25 protein-coding genes and 2 tRNA genes are annotated in these 23038 nt (G+C 65.6%); 7 read left to right on the forward strand and 20 right to left on the reverse strand.

The window, feature by feature from the left end:
* The first annotated feature begins 106 nt into the window (after window positions 1–106).
* Complete coding sequence (locus HG262_RS22100; protein ID WP_169273070.1) at window positions 107–1000, forward strand: EamA family transporter; 894 nt, start codon at window positions 107–109, stop codon at window positions 998–1000.
* Window positions 1001–1016: 16 nt separating this feature from the next.
* Here the strand turns inward: HG262_RS22100 and HG262_RS22105 are convergent, their stop codons facing one another.
* The 5 genes from HG262_RS22105 to HG262_RS22125 all read right to left on the reverse strand — a co-directional run bounded on the left by HG262_RS22105 (window position 1017) and on the right by HG262_RS22125 (window position 4836).
* Window positions 1017–2213 (reverse strand): aminotransferase class V-fold PLP-dependent enzyme, encoded by a 1197-nt coding sequence (locus tag HG262_RS22105; protein WP_169273071.1) that lies wholly within the window; start codon window positions 2211–2213, stop codon window positions 1017–1019.
* Window positions 2214–2224: 11 nt separating this feature from the next.
* Window positions 2225–2698, reverse strand: coding sequence for a RidA family protein (locus HG262_RS22110; RefSeq protein ID WP_169273072.1), 474 nt, complete (start codon window positions 2696–2698; stop codon window positions 2225–2227).
* Window positions 2699–2804: 106 nt separating this feature from the next.
* Window positions 2805–3734 carry a transcriptional regulator GcvA gene (gene gcvA, locus HG262_RS22115; RefSeq protein WP_169273073.1) on the reverse strand — a complete coding sequence of 310 codons (930 nt, stop codon included), beginning with the start codon at window positions 3732–3734 and terminating at the stop codon, window positions 2805–2807.
* A 159-nt stretch (window positions 3735–3893) separates the two neighbouring features.
* A tRNA-Asn gene (locus HG262_RS22120) sits at window positions 3894–3969 on the reverse strand.
* A 66-nt stretch (window positions 3970–4035) separates the two neighbouring features.
* Window positions 4036–4836 carry an IclR family transcriptional regulator C-terminal domain-containing protein gene (locus HG262_RS22125; protein ID WP_169273074.1) on the reverse strand — a complete coding sequence of 267 codons (801 nt, stop codon included), beginning with the start codon at window positions 4834–4836 and terminating at the stop codon, window positions 4036–4038.
* A gap of 148 nt (window positions 4837–4984) precedes the next feature.
* Between HG262_RS22125 and HG262_RS22130 the strand changes: the two genes are divergently transcribed.
* The 3 genes from HG262_RS22130 (at window position 4985) to HG262_RS22140 (ending at window position 8931) form a co-directional block, all read left to right on the forward strand.
* Window positions 4985–6406, forward strand: coding sequence for an amidase (locus HG262_RS22130; protein ID WP_169273075.1), 1422 nt, complete (start codon window positions 4985–4987; stop codon window positions 6404–6406).
* A 30-nt stretch (window positions 6407–6436) separates the two neighbouring features.
* Window positions 6437–7402, forward strand: a complete 966-nt coding sequence (locus tag HG262_RS22135; RefSeq protein WP_169273076.1) for a tripartite tricarboxylate transporter substrate binding protein — start codon at window positions 6437–6439, stop codon at window positions 7400–7402.
* Window positions 7403–7542: 140 nt separating this feature from the next.
* Window positions 7543–8931 carry a gluconate:H+ symporter gene (locus HG262_RS22140; RefSeq protein WP_169273077.1) on the forward strand — a complete coding sequence of 463 codons (1389 nt, stop codon included), beginning with the start codon at window positions 7543–7545 and terminating at the stop codon, window positions 8929–8931.
* A 100-nt stretch (window positions 8932–9031) separates the two neighbouring features.
* Here HG262_RS22140 and HG262_RS22145 read toward each other — a convergent pair.
* The 6 genes from HG262_RS22145 to petA form a co-directional block, all read right to left on the reverse strand.
* Window positions 9032–9107 (reverse strand) — tRNA-Thr (locus HG262_RS22145).
* A gap of 256 nt (window positions 9108–9363) precedes the next feature.
* The gene (locus tag HG262_RS22150; RefSeq protein ID WP_169273078.1) at window positions 9364–9810 is read right to left on the reverse strand and encodes a ClpXP protease specificity-enhancing factor; all 447 of its coding nucleotides are present in this window, start codon (window positions 9808–9810) and stop codon (window positions 9364–9366) included.
* A 13-nt stretch (window positions 9811–9823) separates the two neighbouring features.
* Window positions 9824–10435 (reverse strand): glutathione S-transferase N-terminal domain-containing protein, encoded by a 612-nt coding sequence (locus HG262_RS22155; protein WP_006224517.1) that lies wholly within the window; start codon window positions 10433–10435, stop codon window positions 9824–9826.
* Window positions 10436–10588: 153 nt separating this feature from the next.
* Window positions 10589–11449 (reverse strand): cytochrome c1, encoded by an 861-nt coding sequence (locus HG262_RS22160; protein WP_169273079.1) that lies wholly within the window; start codon window positions 11447–11449, stop codon window positions 10589–10591.
* 24 nt (window positions 11450–11473) lie between these two features.
* Window positions 11474–12862 carry a cytochrome bc complex cytochrome b subunit gene (locus HG262_RS22165; protein ID WP_006224519.1) on the reverse strand — a complete coding sequence of 463 codons (1389 nt, stop codon included), beginning with the start codon at window positions 12860–12862 and terminating at the stop codon, window positions 11474–11476.
* Between the two features lie 74 nt (window positions 12863–12936).
* Window positions 12937–13578, reverse strand: a complete 642-nt coding sequence (gene petA, locus HG262_RS22170) for a ubiquinol-cytochrome c reductase iron-sulfur subunit (protein WP_105560497.1) — start codon at window positions 13576–13578, stop codon at window positions 12937–12939.
* A gap of 140 nt (window positions 13579–13718) precedes the next feature.
* Between petA and mscL the strand changes: the two genes are divergently transcribed.
* The gene (mscL, locus tag HG262_RS22175; RefSeq protein ID WP_169273080.1) at window positions 13719–14168 is read left to right on the forward strand and encodes a large conductance mechanosensitive channel protein MscL; all 450 of its coding nucleotides are present in this window, start codon (window positions 13719–13721) and stop codon (window positions 14166–14168) included.
* A 138-nt stretch (window positions 14169–14306) separates the two neighbouring features.
* Here the strand turns inward: mscL and HG262_RS22180 are convergent, their stop codons facing one another.
* The gene (locus HG262_RS22180) at window positions 14307–15068 is read right to left on the reverse strand and encodes an aldolase (RefSeq protein ID WP_169273081.1); all 762 of its coding nucleotides are present in this window, start codon (window positions 15066–15068) and stop codon (window positions 14307–14309) included.
* Window positions 15069–15213: 145 nt separating this feature from the next.
* Between HG262_RS22180 and HG262_RS22185 the strand changes: the two genes are divergently transcribed.
* The gene (locus HG262_RS22185) at window positions 15214–16242 is read left to right on the forward strand and encodes an AraC family transcriptional regulator (RefSeq protein WP_169273082.1); all 1029 of its coding nucleotides are present in this window, start codon (window positions 15214–15216) and stop codon (window positions 16240–16242) included.
* 31 nt (window positions 16243–16273) lie between these two features.
* Here the strand turns inward: HG262_RS22185 and HG262_RS22190 are convergent, their stop codons facing one another.
* From HG262_RS22190 to HG262_RS22200, 3 genes are all read right to left on the reverse strand, one after another.
* Window positions 16274–17605 carry an MFS transporter gene (locus HG262_RS22190; RefSeq protein ID WP_169273083.1) on the reverse strand — a complete coding sequence of 444 codons (1332 nt, stop codon included), beginning with the start codon at window positions 17603–17605 and terminating at the stop codon, window positions 16274–16276.
* Between the two features lie 50 nt (window positions 17606–17655).
* A complete protein-coding gene (locus HG262_RS22195; RefSeq protein ID WP_169273084.1) occupies window positions 17656–18282 on the reverse strand; it encodes a glutathione S-transferase family protein in 627 nt (208 codons plus the stop codon).
* A gap of 273 nt (window positions 18283–18555) precedes the next feature.
* Window positions 18556–19332 carry a Nif3-like dinuclear metal center hexameric protein gene (locus HG262_RS22200; RefSeq protein WP_169273085.1) on the reverse strand — a complete coding sequence of 259 codons (777 nt, stop codon included), beginning with the start codon at window positions 19330–19332 and terminating at the stop codon, window positions 18556–18558.
* A gap of 19 nt (window positions 19333–19351) precedes the next feature.
* On the opposite strand from HG262_RS22200, the gene HG262_RS22205 reads away from it, so the two are divergent.
* Window positions 19352–20518 carry a trypsin-like peptidase domain-containing protein gene (locus HG262_RS22205; protein ID WP_169273086.1) on the forward strand — a complete coding sequence of 389 codons (1167 nt, stop codon included), beginning with the start codon at window positions 19352–19354 and terminating at the stop codon, window positions 20516–20518.
* 4 nt (window positions 20519–20522) lie between these two features.
* Here the strand turns inward: HG262_RS22205 and HG262_RS22210 are convergent, their stop codons facing one another.
* The 5 genes from HG262_RS22210 to HG262_RS22230 all read right to left on the reverse strand — a co-directional run bounded on the left by HG262_RS22210 (window position 20523) and on the right by HG262_RS22230 (window position 23035).
* Window positions 20523–20924, reverse strand: a complete 402-nt coding sequence (locus tag HG262_RS22210) for a helix-turn-helix transcriptional regulator (RefSeq protein ID WP_169273105.1) — start codon at window positions 20922–20924, stop codon at window positions 20523–20525.
* Window positions 20925–21006: 82 nt separating this feature from the next.
* Window positions 21007–21801 (reverse strand): twin-arginine translocase subunit TatC, encoded by a 795-nt coding sequence (gene tatC, locus HG262_RS22215; RefSeq protein WP_169273087.1) that lies wholly within the window; start codon window positions 21799–21801, stop codon window positions 21007–21009.
* Window positions 21798–22352: a Sec-independent protein translocase protein TatB gene (gene tatB / locus HG262_RS22220; protein WP_169273088.1), complete on the reverse strand. Its 555-nt coding sequence runs from the start codon at window positions 22350–22352 to the stop codon at window positions 21798–21800. The genes tatC and tatB overlap by 4 nt, the downstream gene beginning before the upstream one ends.
* A 72-nt stretch (window positions 22353–22424) precedes the next feature.
* Window positions 22425–22652: a Sec-independent protein translocase subunit TatA gene (gene tatA / locus HG262_RS22225; RefSeq protein ID WP_006216828.1), complete on the reverse strand. Its 228-nt coding sequence runs from the start codon at window positions 22650–22652 to the stop codon at window positions 22425–22427.
* A gap of 14 nt (window positions 22653–22666) precedes the next feature.
* A complete protein-coding gene (locus HG262_RS22230) occupies window positions 22667–23035 on the reverse strand; it encodes a histidine triad nucleotide-binding protein (RefSeq protein WP_006224531.1) in 369 nt (122 codons plus the stop codon).
* Window positions 23036–23038: the final 3 nt, after the last annotated feature.

The raw sequence follows: 23038 nt of genomic DNA on the forward strand, positions 1-23038 counted from the left end.
GCAAGAACCGGCAATCCCGGGCGGTGGCGGTGGCGCACACTCGTGGCGAACGGACCGGTTGTCTGGCAGGTCCGTATCGCGTCCCTATTTATCTGCCTATCGCATCGTGAATCTCTTCCTGTATTTCCTGACCGTCGTCATCTGGGGCACCACCTGGATCGCCATCAAGCTGCAACTCGGCGTGGTGGCCATTCCCGTGTCCATCTTCTACCGCTTCGCGCTGGCCGGCCTGGTGCTGTTCGCCGCCCTGTTGTTGACCCGCAAACTGCAGAAGCTGGACCGGCGCGGCCATTGGCTCTGCGTGGGGCAGGGCCTATGCCTGTTCTGCCTGAATTTCCTGTGCTTCTATACCGCCACGCAGTGGATCCCCAGCGGACTGGTATCGGTGGTGTTTTCCGCCGCGACGCTGTGGAACGCGCTGAATGCCCGTCTGTGGTTCGGCACCCGCGTCGCGCCGCGCGTGATGCTGGCTGGCGCGTTCGGTTTTTCAGGCCTGGTGCTGCTGTTCTGGCCCGAGTTGGCCAGCCAGCAGGCCAGTCACGAAACGCTGTTGGGCCTGGGCTTCGCGCTGCTGGGCACGTTCTGCTTTTCCACCGGCAACATGTTGTCGTCGTTGCAGCAGCGCGCCGGCATCCGTCCGCTGACGGGTAATGCCTACAGCATGGTCTACGGCGCGTCGATCCTGTTGGCGGGCTGCCTGGTGGCGGGCCTGCCGTTCCAGCTCGATTCGTCGCCGGCGTATGTCGGCGCCCTGCTCTACCTGGCGATTCCCGGATCGGTGATCGGCTTTACCGCTTATCTGACCTTGGTGGGTCGCATGGGGCCGGCCCGCGCCGCGTATTGCACGGTGCTGTTCCCCGTCGTCGCGCTTACCGTGTCGACGGTGGCCGAGGGCTATCAATGGACGTCGTCGGCCTTTGCCGGCTTGGCGCTGGTGATGGTCGGCAACCTGCTCGTCTTCACGAAGTGGTCGCCCTTCATGCGCCGCGCGGTGGCTTAAGGCGGCAACGGCCGGGCTAGCGCGCCAGTTGCCGCAGCCCGTCCAGCAAGCGGGCGACTTCGGCATCGCTTGTCAGATAGCTGACCGAGGCGCGCGCGATCTGGGTCAGGCCGCGCGCCTGCATGTCCAACGGGGTGTAGGGCACGCCGTTGCTGCCGATGGTGATGCCGTCCGCCGCCAGGGCGCGTTGCACGGCCGTCGCTTCCCTGCCGGCCAGGTTGAAGGACACCAGGCTGGATAGTTCCCGGCCCTGATCCAGCACGGTGATGCCCGGGATGGCCGCGATTTCCGTTCTGAGCGACTGGGCTTTCGCATCGATGGTGGCGCGGATGGCCTCCAATCCGATGTCCAGCGCTTCCTGCAAGGCGTGTGCCAGGCCGCAGCGCAACGCCAGCGAGTTTTCAGCGGATTCCAGGCGGGCGGCATCGGCGCGCAATTGCGGCTGGCCGTCCGCGCCCAGCGGGGCCGAATGGGTATCGACGAACGCAGGCGTGAGCTGGTCGAGGAAATCGCGCCGCACGTACAACAGGCCCGTGCCGCGGGGGCCGCGCAAGGCCTTGCGGCCGGCGCCGCTCAAAACGTCGCAGCCGATCTCCGCCACGTCGACGGGCAACTGACCCACCGCTTGCGCGGCGTCGACGAAATACGGGATGCCGTGTTGCCGCGCCACGCGTCCGATGGCGGCGGCGGGGTTGATCAGGCCACCGTTGGCGGGCAGCCAGGTCAGCGCGATCAGGCGCACGCGCTCGTCCAGCATGCTGGCCAGCGCGTCGGCGTCCACGCAGCCGCTGTCGTCCGACGGAATGGTCTGCAGCACCGCCCCAGCGCGTTCCGCCCGCAGCCGCATGGCTGCCAGGTTGCCGCCCCATTCATGGCGGCCGACCAGGATGCGGTCGCCGGGTTGCCAGGGTGGCATGGCGGCAAAGGCCGCGCCCCAACCCGGGGAATTGCCGGTGGTCAGCGCGATCTCTTCGGGCTGCGCATTGAGCAGGCGGGCCGCCAGCGTGCGGGCGCTTTCGGTCAGCGCGCGCGAGGTCACGCCGGCCTCCATCGGGCCCTGCGCCGCTTCGCGCTGCAGATGCGCGTAGATCGCTTCCAGCGTGCCGGAGGACGGCAGCGACGAGCCTGCGTGGTTGAAGTGGACGCTGGTTTGCGTGCCGGGCGTCCGGGCGCGTAGCGCCTGGATGGCGTCGGGGGTCAGAGGGGCTGGCATGGCAGGGGCGCTCAGGCGGGCGTCAAGGCGATGACGGCTTCGATTTCCACGGACACGCCTTGGGGCAGGGACGCCACGCCGACCGCGCTGCGCGCATGGCGCCCGGCATCGCCGAATACGTCCACCATCAGGTCGGATGCGCCGTTGGCGATGGCGCTCTGGCGGTTGAAGTCGGGTGTGCTGGCCACGAAGACACCCAGGCGCACGACACGTGCCACCCGGTCCAGGCGGTCGCCGGTAGCCGCGGCGATCTGCGCCAGGATGCCGAGGCCCGACAGCTTGGCGGCTTCGACGCCGTCAGCGTCGGACACCTGGTTGCCCAGCTGGCCCAGGTAGCGCGGCTTGCCGCCCTGGCGCGAGATCTGGCCCGAAATGGTGAGAAGGTTGCCTTCCAGGACGTACGGCACGTAGTTGGCGGCGGGGGCGGCGGCGGCTTCCAGGGCGTAGCCCAGTTCGGCCACGCGGCCGGAGATGGTGCGGGTCATGTCGATTCACCTGCGAAAGAGGTTAGCGGAAAAGGGGCAAGCTTCGATGCTATCGGCCGCAGCGGTGCGTGACCAATCAATTCTTGTCTTGTACGCATGAGTAAAACTAATGCGTGCCGCGGCCACCGGGGGGCGCGTCCGCCGTTGCCGAGGCGGCCAGCCAGTCATGCAAGGCCCGCGCCGGCGGCGTCAGCGTGCCGCGCGGGGCGACGAACCACCAGCCGATGCGGGGATCTTCCAGCATCGTGCCGGGCAACGCTTCCACCAGCGCGCCGCTGGCCAGTTGCGCAGCGATCAGCCGGTGCCGGCCCATGGCCAGGCCCTGGCCGGCCAGGGCGGCTTCGACGACGATGTTGTAGTCGTGCAGGTGCACCGTCTGCGCGCGGCCCAGGTCCATGCCGAAACGCCGCGACCAGGCATCCCACTCAAAGGGCTGCTTGGCGTGCGAGGCCAGGAGCGGGTGGCGCAGCAGGTCGTCCGCCGTGCGCGGGCGCTTGCGGCCGGCGACCAGGGCGGGGGCGCACACGACGGACAGCCGTTCGGCCATCAGCAGCCGCGAGGCGACGCCGGGCCAGCCGCCGCGGCCGTAGCGGATCGCTACGTCCACTTCGCCACCGGCCACGTCGGCCAGGCCAATGTCGGTTTGCAATTGCAGGTCAATGTCCGGGTGCGCGGCGGCGAATGCCGGCAGGCGCGGGGCCAGCCAGCGTGTGGCGAACGACGCCAGCAATCCGACCTTGAGTGTGCTGCGGGCCGTGGCCGGCGCGCGGATGCCGTCGGTGCCCTGGCGCAGCAATTCAAAGGCCGCATGCACGTGTTCGTAATAGGCCTGCCCGGCAGGCGTCAGCGCCACCGCGCGCGTGCGCCGTTCGAAGAGCGCAACGCCCAGTTCGCTTTCCAGTCGCTGGATGTGATGGCTGACCGCGCTTTGCGTGACGAAGAGTTCTTGGGCCGCCAGCGAAAAGCTCAGGCGCCGCGCCGCCGCTTCGAAGGCGCGCAGGGAAACCAGGGCAGGCAGGGATCGCGTGGAACGCATGGGCGGTAGTGGACAGCGTCGGGACGGGATGCGCGTCATGCTACGCGTTGTGGACCGCAATGCAAAAAGCCCGCAAACAGGTTGCGGGCTTTTTTAGGGGTACTGCGGGTACTGTTTGTCTTGCTAGCCATGCGGGTAAACATTGCATGGCTGAATTCTTGGCTCCCCGAGCTGGGCTCGAACCAGCGACCTGCGGATTAACAGTCCGTCGCTCTACCGACTGAGCTATCGGGGAACAGGTAGAGGGGCCGAATTATGCACAAAAAATCGGAAGAATGCAAAACGGCCTGAAAAATTCCGGTCAGGCGTGTTGGATCGCCTGCGCCGTGCGGAACAGCTGCGGCACGATATCGCTCAGCAAGCGGTCACTGGGATAGTCGTGGCGCGGCGCCCTCACGCTGATCGCGGCCAGCGGCGTGTCCCGCGCGTCGCGCAGCAGTACCGCCGCGCCCACCTGATTTTGCAGCACCTGGTCTTCGGTCAACGCGTAGCCGTCGTCGCGGGCCTGGCGGATCAACGCCAGCAAGGCGTCCGGGTCCACGACGGTACGCGGCGTGAAAGCGCGTGGCGGCACGCTCCGGAGCACCTGCCGGATGGCGTCATCGTCTTGCGCGGCGAGCAGCATGCGCCCGCCGCTGTTGCACCAGGCGGGCATGCGACGGCCAGGCAGCATTTCGGCCAGGGTCAGTTGCCGGCTGGGCAGGCGCAGCAGATAGATCATGTCGCCGCCGGCCAGCACGCTCAGGTGCACGGCCAGGCCGCAGCGGTCGCGCAGCGCCACCAGATGCGGCGCGGCCATGGACACCAGCCGGTCGCTGCGCAGGAAGAAGTAGCCCAGTTCCACCACGCGGGGCGCCAGGCGGTAACGGCGCGAGGCCGGGTCCTTGATCAGGTAGCCCATGCGCTCCCACGTGTGGATAAAGCGTTGCGCGGCGCTTTTACCCAAGCCCGTGACCGTGGCGATATCGGTCAGGCCCAGTGAATCCGAGGCGTCGCGGAACGCGTCCAGCACTCGCATGCCCTTTTCCAGCGACGCGACGAACAAGGGGTCGTCGGCATCTGCGGGGGCGGGATCGGCAACGGGGGGCGGGCGTGTCGTCATGAGGTTCCGCGCCGGGCGGCGCAAGGGATCGGATGCGGTGGCGTCAGAGGGCAGCGCTAGTTTCCCCGAATTGTCCGGGGGCGCAATACCCACTATAAAGTTGATTATTCAATACTTTATATCGCATAGCAATACATCGACGCTGCACATGACCCAGATTTCTTCCCTTTGTGAAATGACCGCCGTGGCCCTGCGCGCCGACATCGCCGCCGGCCATGTCAGCGCCCGCGAGGTGACGGCCGCGCACCTTGCGCGCATCGACGCCTGCAACGCCCATGTAAATGCGGTCGTCACCCTGGACGCCGAAGGCGCCCTGGCGCGCGCCGCCCAGGCTGATGAACGCCAGGCGGCCGGCCATCCGCTGGGCCTGCTGCACGGCTTACCCATCGTGCACAAGGATTCCTTCCTGACGGCCGGCATGCGCACCACTTACGGTTCGCCGCTATATCGTGATTTCGTGCCCGAGCGCGACAGCCTGATCGTCAGCCGCGAGCGCGCGGCAGGGGCGATCACGCTGGGCAAGACCAACCTGCCCGAGTTCGGCGCCGGTTCGCAGACGTTCAATCCGGTATTCGGCGCCACCCGCAATCCCTACGACCTGCGCCTGACCGCCGGCGGCAGCAGCGGTGGCGCCGCCGCTGCGCTGGCTGCCCGCATGGCGCCTTTGGCCGATGGCACGGACATGGGGGGATCGCTGCGCAACCCGGCCTCGTTCTGCAACGTGGTGGGCCTGCGCCCGTCGCCGGGGCGCGTCCCGCAATGGCCCACCGCCAGTCCCTACAACGCCTTGACCGTCGCGGGCCCCATGGCGCGCACGGTCGCCGACGTGGCGCTGCTGCTGGCCGCCACGGCGGGCGCGGATGCGCGCGACCCGCTGGCCATCGAGCAGGACCCCGCCCGCTTCCTGGATAGCCTGTCGCGCGATTTCAAGGGCGTGCGCATCGCTTACGCGCCGACGTGGGGCGGCCTGCCAGTACAAGCCGCGGTAGTGCAGGCGCTCGCGCGCCAACTGCCGGTGTTCGCGGACCTGGGCGCCCAGGTGGAACCGGCCTGCCCGGATTTCACCGGCGCGGACGCTGCCTTCCAGGCCTTGCGCGGGCAAACCTTCGCAGTGGGCTACGAGGCGGTGCTGCGCGAGCACAGGCACCTGCTCAAGGAAAGCGTCATCTGGAACATCGAGCTGGGCCTGCAGCAACCGGCCGCGGCCGTCGTGCAGGCCGAGCGCGACCGCGCGGCCCTGTTCGCGCGCATGCACGCCTTCATGCAGAACTACGAATTCCTGATCGGGCCGGTCAGCCAGGTGCTGCCGTTCCCGGTCGAACAGGAAACGGTGAGCCGAATCGACGGCACGCCGATGCACAACTACATCGACTGGATGCGTTCGGGCTACTACCTGTCGCTGACCGGCCATCCGGCCATTTCGGTGCCCTGCGGCTTCAGCGATGCGGGCCTGCCCGTCGGCATCCAGATCGTCGGCCGCTATCGCCAGGAACATGCGCTGCTGCAACTGGCGCACGCATTCGAACAAGCCACGCAGTATTGGCGCCAGGCGCCCGTGCTGCCGCATTGACCACTACGCCAACAACACAAGGGGAAAACCATGAACCACACTGCCGCCCGCGCCCTCGCGCTGTGCGTCCTGGCTGCGATGCCGCTGATGGCCTCGGCACAGGCCTATCCGGAAAAGCCGATCACCATGGTGGTCCCGTTTCCACCCGGCGGATCCACCGACGTCATTGGCCGCCTTTTCGCCGTGAAGCTGGGCGCGCGCCTGGGCCAGACCGTCGTCATTGAAAACAAGCCCGGCGCCAATACCGGCATTGGCGCCGCGGCCGTCGCCCGCGCCACGCCTGACGGCTACGCGCTGATGATCACCGGCGCCCCGACCTTCACGTCGAACCCGCTGCTGTATCCAAACCTGAACTACGACCCGATCAAGAGCTACGAATACGTCGCCGTCGCCGGCAGCACGCCGTTCGTGATCCTGACGAACCCGCAGACAGGCATCGGCACCGTGGCCGACATCACGAAGCAGTCAGCCGCGCAGCCGCTCAGCTTCGGGTCGTTCGGCAACGGCTCCACCCCCCACATGGCGGGCGAATCGCTGGCCCAGCGCACCGGCGCCAAACTGCTGCACGTGCCCTACCGCGGCAGCGCCCCGGCCATGACCGACCTGATCGGCAACCAGATTCCGTTGTCGATCGACACGCTGGTGGCGGGCCTGCCCCAGATCAAGGCCGGCAAGGTCCGCGCCGTGGCGCTGACGGGCCGCGCGCGCTCGTCCCTGGTGCCCGACGTGCCCACCGTCGCGGAAAGCGGCGTGGCCGGCTACGACTTCGAGACCTGGTTCGGCGTTGTCATGCCCAAAGGCACGCCCGCGCCCATCGTCGCCCGCATGTCCAAGGAGATCGAAGCGGTGATGGCGGAACCGGATACCCGCGCCAAGCTGCAGGAGCTGGGCTTTGACGCCACCTATCAGGACCCGGCCGCGTTCCGCCGCAAGGTGGAAACGGAACTCGAGCGCAACGCGGCGATCATCAAGGCGGCGGGGATCAAGCCGGATTGACGTGTGAGGGGATGGGCCGCGCAGCGCGTCCTGACGCGTGGTCCCCCGCCCGCCGCCCTGTGACCGGCGGGCGTAAGGCCGATCCCTTATGATGGCACCCGGAAGGCTCGCGACCTCTCTCGTTTTTTCTGGGTTCACACATGTCATCGTTCGACATTCAATTGCTGCTCACCGCCCTGGTGAGCGTCCTGGTGCTGGTCGCGCTTATTGTTTCGCGCATTCGCATGCACCCGCTGCTGGCGCTGCTGATCGTTTCCATCGGCGTCGGCTTTGCCACCGGCATGGAGCCGGTGGCCATCGTCAAGAACCTGACCGATGGCGCGGGCAAGACCCTGGGCGCGGTCGGCGTGGTGATCGCGCTGGGCGCGATGCTGGGCAAGATCCTGGCCGACTCGGGCACGACCGAGCGCCTGGCTAACGCCATCCTGCGCCACACGTCCCCCCGCATGATCCCGTGGGCCATGACGCTGGTGGCGTTCGTCATCGGCATCCCGATGTTCTTCGAAGTGGGCCTGGTGGTGATGCTGCCGCTGATCTTCAGCGTGGCGCGCAAGCTGGAAAGCCAGCAGCGCTTCAAAGGGTCGGCCTATGTGTATGTGGGCGTGCCGGTGATTGCCGCGCTGGCGGCCATGCACGGCATGGTGCCTCCGCATCCGGGGCCACTGACCGCGATCGCTACGCTGAAGACCACGGTCGGTCCGACCATGATCTATGGCTTCATCGCCGCGCTGCCGGCCATGGTCTTCGGCGGTCCGCTGTATGGCGCATTCATCGCGCCGCGCATGACGACCCGTCCGGACGAGGCCCTGCTTGAGCAGTTCACCGCCACCCGCGAAGCGGCTGCCGGCAATGGCGTGCCCAGCGTGGGCCTGGGGATCCTGGCGGCCCTGCTGCCGGCGCTGCTGATGCTGGTGCACGCCGTGGCCGAAATGCTGTTGCCCAAGGGGTCTACCGGGCTGCATGTCGCCGCCTTCCTGGGCAATCCCGTCGTCGCCATGCTGCTGGGCGTGCTGTTCGCGGCCGTCACGCTGGTGTTCATGCGCCGCGGCGACGCGGAAAAGCTGCGCGAGGCGCTGGGCCAGAGCTTAAAGCCCATCGCCGGCATCATGCTGATCATCGCCGGCGGCGGCGCTTTCCAGCAGGTGCTGACCAGCGCCAAGGTCGGCGACGCCATCGTCCACCTGACGCACCAGTTCGCCTTCCCGCCCCTGATCCTGGGCTGGTTGATCGCCATGCTGCTGTCTGTGTCCACGGGGTCGGCCACGGTCGGCATCGTGGGCGCTGCCGGCCTGCTGGCGCCGCTGGCGGGCGCTGATCCCACATTGAATCTGCCGCTGCTGGCGCTGTCGATCGGTTGCGGTTCGTTGTTCTTCAACTATGCCAACCACGCCGGTTTCTGGATGGTGAAAGAATCCTTCGGCATGACGATGGGCGAAGCCACCAAGACGATCTCGGTGGTGCAGTCGATCGTGTCCGTGGTGGGCCTGATCATGGTGCTGCTGTTCAACCTGCTGCCCCCGCTGGGCTGAAGGCGCCGGGGCCGGATGCGGCCGTGTAAAACGCAAAAAGCCCAACCGGACGGTTGGGCTTTTTGTTGGGCGCATTTCGTTGGATGCGATGGGATATTCTTGGTGCCGGTGAAAGGAATCGAACCCTCGACCTTCTCATTACAAGTGAGCTGCTCTACCAACTGAGCTACACCGGCACGGCGTGCCGGGGCACGCGCAGGGACTGCATTGTAATGAAAAAACGCGGCCGGCGTGCATGGGCCGATGCGCCCCGGAATATGGCATTCCCTGTTGCGGTGGTTCAACGCGACCGTGTCGCGGCGATGCGCGTAAACGGCGCGCAGCAAAACACTCCGCGCGGGCAGGATGGACATCCTGTCTGGCACGGAGTGCGGAAATCCGTCTGGCTTGCAGGGACATCGCGCCAGGCGCGCTGTCCCTGCTTCGCGGCGGCTATTTGACGATGGTCAGGCGCGGACGCTTGGGTTCGTCGTCGCCGCCGTCGTCGCGAGGCGCCACGTCGGCATCGGTGCTTTCTGGCGCGTCGGCATCCGCCACGCCTTGCGCACCCGCTGCCGGCGGTTCGTAGGGCTGCACTTCGAAGCCCATGCCGGCGCCGGTTTCGCGCGCATAGATGGCGCTGACGGCGCCGACGGGAACGTAGACGTTTTCGGTCACGCCGCTGAAGCGGGCCTGGAATTCGATGAATTCATTGCCCAGCACCAGGCGGTTGGTGGCCAGCGTGCCCACGTTCAGTGTGATCTGACCATCACGGACATGCGCGACGGGCACCATGGTGTGCTCGTCGACCTGCACGGTGATGTACGGCGTGTAGCCGTTGTCAGTGCACCATTCATGCAGCGCGCGAATCAGATACGGTTTGGTCGAAGTTTCACCCATCACACGACCAGCCTTAACGACGCATCACTTTTTCCGAAGGCGTCAGCGCTTCGATGTAGGCCGGACGCGAGAAGATGCGTTCGGCGTACTTTTGCAGCGGGGCCGCGTTCTTGGGCAGTTCGATGCCGTAGTGGTCCAGGCGCCACAGGAGCGGAGCCACGGCCACGTCCAGCATGGAGAACTCTTCGCCCAGCATGTACTTGTTCTTCAGCAGCATGGGAGCCAGCTGAGCCAGGCGGTCGCGGATGTTCTGGCGGGCATGAGCCAGCTTCTTCTCGTCCGGCTTGGCGCTGCGGTCTTCCAGCGTCGAGACGTGAACGAACAGTTCCTTCTCGAAGTTGTAGAGGAACAGGCGGGTGCGGGCGCGCATGACCGGGTCAGCGGGCATGAGCTGCGGGTGCGGGAAGCGCTCGTCGATGTACTCGTTGATGATGTTCGACTCGTACAGGACCAGGTCGCGCTCGACCAGAATGGGCACTTGACCGTACGGGTTCATCACCGAGATGTCTTCGGGCTTGTTGTACAGGTCGATGTCGCGGATCTCGAAATCCATACCCTTTTCGAACAACACGAAGCGGCAGCGTTGCGAAAACGGACACGTGGTTCCGGAATAGAGCACCATCATGGTGAAAGTCCTTTATGAAAAACGAAAGGCCAGCGCCTAAATCTAGCAGGCGCTGGCCCCGATTGCCAGGCGGGATAGGCGTACAGCCCTATCCGCCACTGCCGTCCCCTTTTTTAAATGGGGACGGTTTTCATGCCTGGCGGGGCGTTGCGGTTAGCGCACGTGCTTCCAGTACGAAGCGTTCAGGCGCCACGTAACCAGGAAGAACAACAGCAGGAACAACATGACACCGACGCCGATGCGGACGCGTAGCGTCTGGACGGGCTCGGCCATCCAGGACATGAACGCGGTCAGGTCTGCGACGTCGTTGTCGTATGTTGCGACTTGGGCCGGGTTGGCGGCCTTAAATTTGGCATCAAAGGTGGCATGGCCGTGGTAATCAGCTACCGGTTCGGCCTTGACCGTGGAAAAACCTTGAGCATCGTACACCGTCGTGACGCGTTCCCAGGTTTTGGGCGCGCCTTCCTTGGCATCCTTGACTTCCACTTCATGCATGGCCACGGTCGTCAGCTCTCGCGGACCCTGGAGCTCCCAGAGCGCATGGGGCATGCCCACGGCCGGGAAAACCAGGTTGTTCCAACCCGTGGCGCGCGACGAATCGCGGTAGAAAGTGCGCAGGTAGGTGTAGATGTAGTCGGCGCCGGACGGGCCGGCGTTGACCGATTTGGCGCGGGCGATCACGGACAAGTCCGGGGGCGTCGTGCCAAACCACTTCTTGGCGTCCTTGGGCGACATGGCGACCGTCATCATGTCGCCCACCTTTTCGCCGGTGAACAGCAGGCTTTCCTTGATTTGCTGGTCGGTCAGCCCGATGTCCTTCAACTTGTTGTAGCGCATCGACGATGCGCTATGACAGTTCAGGCAGTAGTTGACGAACAGCTTGGCGCCGTTTTGCAGCGACGCCATGTCGTTGACGCGATACGGCGCCTTGTCCAGCGGGAACCCGCCTTCTGCGGCGAGTGCGGCGGTACACGTGAGCATCAAAGCCACGGCACCAATCAGCTTCTTGATCATGGTTAGTCCGTTATCTGGTGGGGCTCAGTGGGCGTGGAACGTAACGCGCTCGGGCACTTGCTTGAAGGTGCCAAGGCGGCTCCAGACCGGCATCAGGAAAAAGAATGCCAGGTACAGCAGCGTGCCGATTTGCGACGTGATGTTCAACGGCGGACTGGGCGGCTGCGTACCGATGTAGCCAAGCACCAGGAAGTTGACCATGAAGATGCCGTAGATCCACTTGTGCCACGTGGGGCGGTAGCGGATCGACTTGACCGGGGAATGGTCCAGCCACGGCAGGAAGAACAGGATGACGACCGTGCCGCCCATGGCGACCACGCCCCAGAACTTGGCGTCGATCACGCGCAGCAGCACGGCCACGACGATCAGGATGCCGGGGATGGCCACGCGGAGGATGCCCTTCAGGTTGCTCTTGACGAGCAACGCGATGGCGCCCAGCACCGATGCGCCTGCCAGCACCCACGTGAATTCGTCGGTGGTGGCGCGCAGCATCGAGTAGAACGGCGTGAAGTACCAGACCGGCGCGATGTGCGGCGGCGTCTTCAGCGAGTCGGCAGGGATGAAGTTGTTGAACTCCAGGAAGTACCCGCCCATTTCCGGCGCGAAGAACACGATGAACGCGAACACGAGCAGGAAGCCCGCCACGCCCATCAGGTCATGCACGGAGTAGAACGGGTGGAACGGGATGCCATCCTTCGGCCGGCCGTACTTGTCTTTCGGGCCCTGCTTGATCTCGATGCCGTCCGGGTTGTTCGAGCCGACTTCGTGCAGCGCCACCAGGTGGGCCGCCACCAGACCCACCAGCACCAGCGGAATCGCGATGACGTGGAAGGCGAAGAAGCGGTTCAGGGTGGCGTCCGACACGACGTAGTCGCCGCGGATCCAGATCGACAGTTCAGGGCCGATGAACGGAATGGCCGCGAACAGGTTCACGATCACCTGGGCGCCCCAATACGACATCTGACCCCAGGGAAGCAGGTAGCCGAAGAAAGCTTCGGCCATCAGACAGAGGAAAATCGCCACGCCGAAGATCCACACGAGCTCGCGCGGCTTGCGGTAGGAACCGTAAAGCAGCCCGCGCAGCATGTGCAGGTAGACGACGACGAAGAACATCGACGCGCCGGTGGAGTGCATGTAGCGCACCAGCCAGCCCCATGGGACCTCGCGCATGATGTATTCGACGGACTGGAACGCGCGTTCAGCGTCCGGCTTGTAATGCATGACCAGGAAAATGCCGGTCACGATCTGCAGCACCAGGACCAATAAGGCCAAAGAGCCAAAGAAATACCAGAAGTTGAAATTCTTCGGTGCGTAGTACTCGGACAGATGGGCTTTCCAGGTGGATGTCACCGGAAAGCGCCGGTCCAGCCAGCCCAACAGGCCTGTCGTCTCGACGGTTTTCTCGCCAGCCATGTAACGGCTCCTTCTCTAATACGTGGCGTATTTGTTTTACTTACGTAATTCGGGAAAAAAGCGCGACGCGAGCGTCAGGCCTTGTTGTCTTCATCGACACCCACGATGATGCGGGTGTCGCTGAGATATTGGTAAGGCGGTACTTCGAGGTTGTCGGGAGCGGGCTTGTTCTTGTAGACCCGGCCGGCCAGGTCGAACGTGGAGCCGTGGCAGGGGCAGAGGAATCCGCCTTGCCAATTGGCGCCCATGCCGCCACCGCCGCCTGTTTCGAAGTGCGAGGTGGGCGAGCAGCCCAGATGCGTACAGATGCCGACACAGACGAAGATCTCGGGCTTGCGCGAGCGAGCCTCGTTTTCGGCGTATTTGGGAGTGAAGCCAGGCCGCTTGGAATCAGGGTCGGCCAGTAAAGGGTCCAGCGTTTTCAAGGAGGCGAGCTGTTCGGGAGAACGGTGAATGATCCACACCGGCTTCCCGCGCCATTCCACTGTCTTCATGGTGCCGACGGGAATGTCGCCGATATCCACTTCTACAGGGGCCCCGGCCGCACGGGCCTTTTCAGAGGGAGAAAATGTGCTCACAAGCGGCAATGCCGTTGCGACACCTGCTACGCCACCCACAGCACAGGCGGTGGTAACCCAGAAACGTCGCGAAGGATCAGGTGGCAGGTTGGGATCAACCGCACCGTCATCGTCGTGCACCAGCGTATCCTGACTCATCTTCCTATCCTTGTTGATGCGCCCGCTCTACGAGTAGCATCACTTCTGCGGCATCGGGTTCGCGGGAATATGTAACAACATAGCAACCGCGTATTATAGCGCCAGCCCACTGAAGGGCGTATCACGAAGGGAGTGCTTTTATGAGCAAAGCAACTGGTTTCGTCAAAGAATTCCGAGATTTCGCCGTAAAAGGCAATGCGGTCGACTTGGCGGTGGGTGTCATCATCGGTGCGGCGTTCGGCAGGATTGTCGATTCGCTCGTCAAAGACATCGTCATGCCGCTCGTCAACTTCATCCTTGGCGGCTCGGTCGATTTTTCGAACAAGTTCCTGGTGCTGTCCATGCCCGCCGGCTACAACGGCCCGATGACGTATGCCGAGCTGAGCAAAGCGGGTGCAAACGTCTTCGCGTGGGGTAATTTCGTCACCATCATCATCAACTTCGTGTTGTTGGCGTTCGTGATCTTCTGGATGGTCAAGGCCATCTACAAGGCCCGCACCAAGGCCGAGGAAGCGCCGGCCGCACCGGCCGCAACGCCGGAAGACGTGGCGCTGCTGCGCGAAATCCGCGACCTGCTCAAGAGGCCCTGACCCGTCGCTGCCGCAGGCCCGGGATCCACAGCGGTCCGGGCTGCGGCGGGCGGACGTTCCCGCCGCCGCCTTTCTGCGCCTTCGGCGCGGACACCGGCCCCGCGTAACGATCCGCCGCCTGTTCTCCCCCCGCTCGCCCTATTCCGCAGCCATTTGCCGTTCGACGCGACGCGCGAACATGGCGAAGCTCGCGCGCACGATGCTGGGCTTGAGCAGGAAGTCGTGTGATTCGGCGGCCAGCTCGTCGTTCACCGGTTTCACCTCGCCGTAGGCGGCGGCGGCCAGCAACTGATTGCGGGCCGCGCGCTCGATCAGCACCGACAGGTACAGCGCTTCTTCCACGCAGGACCCGGCGGCCAGGAAACCATGGTTGGCCAGCAGGATGCTGCGCTTGCCGCCCAGCGCCGCCGAAATGATCTCGCCTTCCTGGTCGGCGATGGGCAGGCCGGGCCATTCCTTCAGATGGGCGCAGTCGTTGTGGAACGGCGTGGCGTCCATGTGCGCGACAACTAGCGGCTGGCCCGTCATCGACAGCGTCGAAACATGCGGCGGGTGCGTGTGGATGATGCATTGCACGTCGGGGCGCTGGCGGTAGACCCAGAAATGGAAGCGTACGGCGGGGTTGGGCGTGCCCGGGCCCTCAAGCACTTCCATGTTCTCGTTGATGCGGATGACCGAGGCCGGGACGATTTCGTCGAACGCGTGGGCCATGGGCGTGGTCAGGAACGTGCCGTCCTCTTTGCGCACGGTGATCTGGCCGGCCAGGGTTTCCGAATGGCCTTCGCTGGCGAGAACGCGGCAACTGAGCGCCACCTTTTCCTTCTCGCCCCAGTTCCCGAAGTCGAGCTTGTTCGCGGAACGCGCAAAAAAGGCGTCGGCGTGGTCTTGTTTTTCCAGCATGGGGTCTCCTTGGGGATAATGGCCTTATTACACGCCCGCCTCCGTTGCTTGCGATTGACCGATCCCGAACGCGGGTTGACTCCATGCGACAGGAAGGCAGGCGCCTTTCGGCCCTTGTCGGCCGGCCCGACCGAGAGTTCCGAGCATGCCAAGCGCCAGCCAGACCGTGAACCCACCCGCCCGGCCCGCCTGTTCCGAGGCGGATCTCAACTTTGCGCCCCGGTTCCGCCCTTTTTACGCCCAGGAGATTGCCGGCTACGAGCGCGAGCTGGACAAACTCGTCCTGCCGGGAGAGTTCCGGGCGTTGACGGAACAGCCCCGGCTGCAATTGCAGGCCTGTCGCCTGCGCGCGGGCGGGCTGGTGGTCAGCCTGGAGTCCACGCCGATCAGCGTGCACCACCGGGCGGAGCACGCGGCCGACCTGGACCATGCGGAGTTCCTGGCGAGTTTCGTGATCGCGGGGCATGGCGTCATCGTCCAGAACGACGCCACCCTGCCGCTGGAACCCGGGGACATCATCTTCCGCACGACGGCACTGCCATCCGAGATCCGGATGTACACCGATTCGCGCATCGTGGTGGTGAAAGGGCCGCTTTCGCGCCTGCTCGGCGCGCACAGCCTGGCGATGTCGCAGTTCACCGCGCAGCGCGGCGTGGCCGGCCTGCCGATGGTGCAGACCGCCCACCGCTGCCTGCATCACGTGTTCTTCGACAAGGCGGAATCCAATCCTACGTCGGCGCTCTTCGCCGAGCAGGCGCTGCTTGCGCTGCTGGCCTCGATCTACACCAGCCAGGCGTTGGAGAAGATACCGGGCGACGCGCGGGCGCCGGCCGACAACTGGCAGGTGCTGGCCAGCTACATCGATGCCCACATCACCGATCCGGACCTGTCGGTGCAGGCCGTGGCGGATGTGCTGCGCGTCACCACGCGCTGGGTGCACCGGCTGTTCAAGATGCGTTCGCTGCAATACACGAGTTATGTACGCGAACGCCGCCTGCAACTGGCCAGAGAGGCGCTGGAGGACCCGCGGCGCTCACATGTCGAGGTCAAGGAGATCGCCGTTTCTTGCGGTTTCCAGCACGCCAGCCATTTCACCCGCCGCTTCCATGAACGCTTCGGCATGTCTCCCGCCTTGTACCGCAAGAGGGCCAGAGGCGGCAGCGGCGGCGCGTAGGTCCGCGCCGCCCGCCGGCCGCTTTGGCGGGTCACCCGCGGCGCAAGTCCTGGGGCGTGGGCTTCATGAGAAAGGCCGAGGTGCCGGCGACGATGCCGAGGAACGCCAGGTAGACGCCGACGGGAAGGATGCTGTCGAACTTCTGGACCAGCGTGGCCGAGATCAGCGGCGCCAGGCCGCCGCCGATGGCCGCCGAGAACTGGACCCCGATGGACAGTCCGGAATAGCGCAGCTCCGCAGGGAACTGGGCGCTGTAGAGGTTGGACTGGGGGGCGATCATGATCGCGTAGTTCAACGCCATGGCGACGAAGACGGCAAGACTGTATGCCGCCAGCGAACCGCTGCCCACCGCCATGAAGATCGGAATGGCCATGAGCCCCAGCAACATGCCGCCCCAGCCGCAGACGCGGCGCGCGCCGATGCGGTCGGCCAGGACGCCGAACAGCGGGATGGTGAACATCAGCACGCCGGCGCCGTAGAGCAAGGCGTGCAGCGCGTCGGCGCGGCTGAACCCCAGCTTGGACACGGCGTAAGACACCGAGAACACCAGGAAGGTATAGATCAAGGTGACCTCCGCGATCTTGCAGCCGATGCACAGCAAGAGCGATTTGCCATGCGCGCGCAGCAGCTCGCGCAGCGGCACCTTGTGGGTGAGGGGTTGCCTGGCCTGCGCGCGCTCGCGCTTGACCTGTTCGAACTCGGGCGATTCGTCGATCCCGTGGCGGATGAACAGGCCGACGACGATGAGCACGGCGCTGGCGAGGAACGGCAAGCGCCAGCCCCAGGACAGGAAGTCTGCCTCCGGCAGCCGCGTCACCAGTGCGAAGGAGCCTACCGACAGCAGGATGCCCAAGGGCGCGCCGACCAGTGGCAGGCTGCCGAAGAACGCCTTCCACTTTGGCGGCGCGTGTTCGACCGCCATCAGCATGGCGCCGCCCATTTCGCCGCCGAACGACAGCCCCTGGCCGATGCGCAGCACGACCAGCAGCACCGCCGCCGAGATGCCGATCTGTTCATAAGTGGGCAGCAGCCCGATGAGCACCGTGCATATGCCCATTAGCAGCAGGCTCAGCGTCAACATGGACTTGCGCCCGACGCGGTCGCCGAAATGGCCGAACAGGATGCCGCCGATCGGCCGCGCCAGCATGCCGCTGGCGAACGCGCCAAAGGCCGCCAGGGTGCCGGTGGCCGGATCGAACTGCGGAAAGAAGATCTTGTTGAACACCAGGGCCGCGGCGGTTCCATAGGCAAGGAAGTCGAAGGCTTCCACGGCGGTGCCGATGACGGTCGCGACGGCAACCCGGAACAGGTTCGGCTTCTTGTGTGAGCGGGCGGCGGGCTGCGCGGCGGGTATGGCTTCCATGTGTTTTCCTCTTGTCTTGTCGTAATGGTTTTTGTTGTGGTGTGCGGGGCTCAGGGGCCTGGGGGCACGTAGCCCGGCAACTGCCGTATGCGCTCGCGCCACGCCGCGATGGCGGGATAGGTGGCGATGTCGATGGCGGCTTCCTCGGCCAGCGCCGCGTAGCCGTAGCAGGCGATGTCGGCGACGGTGGGCGCATCGGTGCCGGCCAGCCACCTGCTTGTTGCAAGGCGCTTGTCCATGCGGTGCAGGACGCGGTCCGTACGCGTTTGCATGCCGGGGATGTCGAGCAGCGCTTCGCTCACGCCCAGGTGGTGCGCGGCCTCGGCGTGGCTTACGACGTGCGTCAACCGCAGCGGCTGCAGGCTGTTCGCGATCTCGTTGGCGGATACCGATATCCAGGCGTGCATGGCGCCGGTTTGGGGCAGCGGCGCCAGCCACCCGGGGGCGTAGTGGTGGGCAAGGTGCAGCAGGATGGCGTGGCTGTCCCAGATGTCGGTGCCGCCATCGGTCAGCGCGGGGACCTGCTGGAAGGCGCTGATGCGCTCGAATTCCGCCGTCTGGTTCTTGCGGGCCAGCACGTCGACAAATATGCGTTGGTAGTCCTTGCCGATGAGCGCGAGGAAAAGCCGGACCTTGTAGCAGTTGCCGGAGCGGGGGTGGTCGTAGAGGGTCAGCATGCAGTGGCTCCGCGTGAAGGAGGCCCGGCCGGAAAGGGAAGGCTGCGGGCGGCTGCATGGAATGCTAGGGCTGCGGACTTCGGCCAGAATTGACAGGGAGAGAACCGCGATTGACCAGATGCGACGTACAGGCGCGGCTTTGATCCAACCCTCTGGTTTTCCCGGGGCCGGGTCCGGCGTATCCGGGGCTGTCGGCGCGCGTGGCGGCCGCGGGCGTCATGAAATGAAAACGCCCCCTTTCGGGGGCGGATGGCGGGTTGTGCGCGACGCTTTCTAGGCCGGATTGTCGATGTCGACGAACTCGACCTTGATGCCGAAGCGCTCGGCCACGGCATGCCCCAGTGCTTGTGCGCCATAGCGCTCGGTCGCGTGGTGGCCGGCGGCGATGAAGCCCACGCCGGTTTCGCGCGCCAGGTGCACCGTGGATTCCGAGACTTCGCCCGTGATGTAGGCGCTGGCGCCCGCGTCCACGGCATCGGCCAGCATGCCTTGCGCGCCGCCCGTGCACCACGCCACGCGCGAGACGGGCTGGTCGGGGTCGCCCACGACCAGCGGCTGACGGCCCAGGCGTTCGGCCACGCGTGCGCCCAGTTGCCCAAGTGTCTCCAGGCCGGCGGCCTCGCCCAGCCAGACCAGATTGTCCTGGCCACAGGTGCGCGGCGAGCCGTCGTCGCGGCGTTCCGGCGCCAGGCCCAGCACCCGGGCCAACTGCGCGTTGTTGCCAAGCGTCGGGTGCGCATCCAGCGGCAGGTGGTAGGCGTACAGGTTCAGGTCGTTCTTCAAGGCCAGCGCCATGCGCGTGCGGCGGGTGCCGATGACGCGGCGGTCTTCGTTGCGCCACATCCAGCCGTGGTGCACCAGCACCGCGTCGGCCCCGCGTTCGACCGCGATGCGCAGCAGCGCTTCGCTGGCGGTGACTCCGGTGATAATGTGTCCGACTTCAGATCGGCCCTCCACTTGCAAGCCGTTGGGGCAGTAGTCCTTGAAGCGCGCCGCTTGCAGGGTGTCGTCCAGCCAACTGGCCAGCACGTGGGAGTCCACTTTTTTCATTGCTCGTCCTATCAGAATCATGCGCCGATATTGGCTGATATTCGCTCAGGCCGTCACGGTCTGCCTGGGTATTCTATTCGTGGTCACGACCCTGCGGCCCGACCTGCTGCGCCTGGCGGGCCCGGGAGCCGCCCCACCCGCCGTGTCCGCCGCCGGGGCGGCGCGCCCGCCTGGGGGCGGGGGCGTAGGGCTGGTGTCCTATGCGGACGGCGTGGCCCGCGCGGCGCCGTCGGTCGTAAACGTCTACACCACCAAGCACGTGAATGTGCCGCTGATCCCGCTGCCCGACGATCCCGTGCTGCGCCAGCTGTTCAGCCAGGTGCCCGGCGTCAGCCGGCGCCAGGCCACGACCAGCCTCGGGTCCGGCGTCATCGTGAACCAGGACGGCCACGTGTTGACGAACTATCACGTCGTGCAGGCAGCGGACGCCATCGAGGTGGCCCTGGCCGATGGCCGCCGCGATACCGCCAAGGTGGTGGGCGCGGATCCCGATACCGACCTGGCGGTGTTGAAGCTCAGCACGTTGCGCGCCCTGCCCGCCGCTACCCTGGCGGCCGACCGCGGCTTGCGCGTGGGCGACGTGGTGCTGGCGATCGGCAATCCGTTCGGCGTGGGGCAGACGACCACGCAGGGCATCGTGTCGGCGCTGGGCCGCAACGGGCTGGGCCTGAACACCTACGAGAACTTCATCCAGACAGACGCCGCGATCAACCCGGGCAACTCGGGCGGCGCGCTGGTGGATGCCGAAGGCAATCTGGTCGGCATCAATACCGCCATCTATTCCGAATCGGGCGGGTCGATGGGCATCGGGTTCGCCACGCCCATCGAGATCGCGCGCAAGGTCATGGACGACATCGTCAAGACCGGCGGCGTCAAGCGTGGCTGGCTGGGCGTGGAGCCGCAGGACGTCACGCCTGAGCTGGCGCGCGCCTTCGGGCTGGGCGCCGATGCGAAAGGCGCGATCATCGCGGGCGTGATGCGCGACGGGCCGGCGGCGCGCGGCGGCCTGCGCGTGGGCGACATCGTGCAATCGGTCAACGGCAAACCCATGGCCGACACGGCCCAGCTGCTGTCGGAAATCGCACAAACCCCCCCCGGCCAGCGCGCAACGTTGGGCATCTTGCGCGGAGGTAAGCCGCAGGACGTGTCCATCGTGGTGGGCACGCGGCCCGGAAAGCCCCGTTAGGCTGTCAGGGAAGGTGCGCGGTGCCCTCCACCATCAGCCGCACCATCGACAGCACGGTCTTTTTCGTGCTGTCGGGTTGCTGGCGCAGCAGGGCGCAGATTTCAGCGCAGTAGCCGTCGATCGCCGGCGTGGCGGCCGGCAAGGCGGGTAGCACGCCCTCGCTGGAGGGCACGCCGTGAGGGCCGGGTTCGGTGCCGCTTAGCACGCCGTCTGTCAGCCAGGGGACGCTGGTTTCAAGCGCGACGGCCAGGCGCAGCAGCGTACCCCGAGACGGCGAATACCGGTCTTCGCGGGTCAGGATGCGATGGATGCAGGATTGCGGCACGCGGGAGATGCGTGCCAGTTGATTCTGGCTGTGGATGCCGCGCCACCGCATCAGGGCGCGCAGCCTTTGGGCAAGCGACATGCCTGCAATGTAGGATTGCAGGCAGACGCGGGCAAGAGTCAATCAGTCCTATCTTGCCCGGCCATCCTCGTCAGCGACCGTCTCAGTGCCGTTCGGTCAGCGAATCCGCGGCATCGTCGGCTGCGGCCGCACCCGGTTTGGGTGACACCATGCGGGCGCAGATCAGGCCCACTTCATAAAGCAGGCACAGTGGCACCGCCAGCATGAACTGGCTGACCACGTCGGGCGGCGTGACCACGGCGGCGATGATGAAGGCGCCGACCACGACGTAGCCGCGCGCGGCCCGCAGCTTGGACAGTTCGACGATACCCATTTTCACCAGCAGCACCACGGCCACGGGCACTTCGAAGGTGATGCCGAAGGCCATGAACATCGTCATGACGAAGCTCAGGTAGGCCTCGATGTCCGGCGCCGGGGTGATGGATTGCGGCGCGAAGGTGGCGATGAAGTGGAAGACCGTGCGGAACACCACGAAATAGCAGAATGCCATGCCCGCGATGAACAGGAACGTGCTGGAGATGATCAGCGGCAGCGCCAGGCGCTTTTCGTGGCGGTACAGGCCGGGTGCGACAAAGGCCCAGGCCTGGTACAGCACGACCGGTAGGGCCACGATGAAGGCGGCCATCATCGTGACCTTGACGGGCACCATGAACGGCGTGATGACGCCCGTGGCGATCATGCGGGTGCCTTCGGGCAGCGAGGCCAGCATGGGCGCGGCCAGCACGTCATAGATGGCGGACGCGCCGGGGTAGATGAACAACACGATGAATACGGCCACGACGGCGCCGACGGCGCGTAGCAGGCGAGTTCGCAATTCGACCAGGTGGGAGATGAAGGTCTCTTGCTGGCCTTCTTCTTGGGAGGCGTCCTGGGTCACGTCGGTGTTCCAGAGGGCGTGACGGGCTTGGCGGCGGGCGCGGCGTCGTCGGCCTTGGGCGCGCTGGGCGCCGGGGCGGGTTGTGGGGGGGCGGACGCGGCCGGCACGGGGGCCGGGGCGGTCGCGGCGGGCAGGTCCAGATCCAGGCTGTGGTTCTGGCCCGGCGGGGCGATCGTGCGGGCAGGCTCGGCCGGGGCGTCCCCGACCGAAGCGTCCCCGACGATCACCGGCGCGACCTTGCCGCTGGCTTCGCGGGCGACTTCGTCGAGTTCCGCGCGGAATTGCTGGACCGGTTCCTGCAGCGAGGCGTGCGTGTCGTTCAACGACTGTTGCACGCCTTGCGCGGCGTCTTCCATTTCGTTTTTGAACTTGCGCAGTTCGTCGAGCTCGATTTCGCGCTGGATATCGGACTTCACGTCATTGACGTAACGCTGCGCGCGCCCAAGCAGGTGGCCGACGGTGCGGGCTACCTTGGGCAGGCGTTCGGGGCCAATGACGATCAAGGCGACGACGCCGATCACCATCAGTTCAGTGAGGCTGACATCAAACATTCGACGGCCGCTCGGGAATTGAAGCAATAAGGGCCGGCCCGTTCAGGGCTGGCCCGGGAGACGAGCCGCAGCTCAGGAGTTGGTCTTTTCCTTGGCTTGCACGTCGATGGTTTCACCGGAAACGCGCTGCTGCGCGATCGGGTCGGCCGGCTTCTCGCCGTTGGCGTCCTTCATGCCTTCCTTGAAACCCTTCACCGCGCCGCCCAGGTCCGAGCCGATGTTGCGCAGTTTCTTGGTGCCGAAAATCAGCGCCACGATAACCAGAACGACCAACCAATGCCAAATGCTGAAACTACCCATGATGTTTCTCCGAATTACGCGGTGGGGGCTACGCGCCCTTTCCAGGGCCGCGAGCCGCCGATGATGTGGAAATGCAAATGCGGGACTTCCTGGCCGCCTTCGACGCCAGAGTTGATCATGATGCGAAATCCGCCATCAGGGCCCGGACGGCAACCGTTTTCGGCTGCCAGCCGCGGCGCCAACGACATCATTCTACCCAACCAACCTGCGTCCTCACCCGTAATATCCTGCATGGATGTGACATGACGTCGAGGGATCAGCAGTAAATGCACCGGTGCGGCCGGATTGATATCGTGGAATGCAACAAAGTCCTCGTCTTCATAGACTTTCTTGGACGGGATGTCGCCAGCGGCGATCTTGCAGAAAAGACAGTTGTCGCTCATTGT

The organism is Achromobacter sp. Bel (assembly GCF_012928505.1).
Taxonomy (GTDB): Bacteria; Pseudomonadota; Gammaproteobacteria; order Burkholderiales; family Burkholderiaceae_B; genus Achromobacter.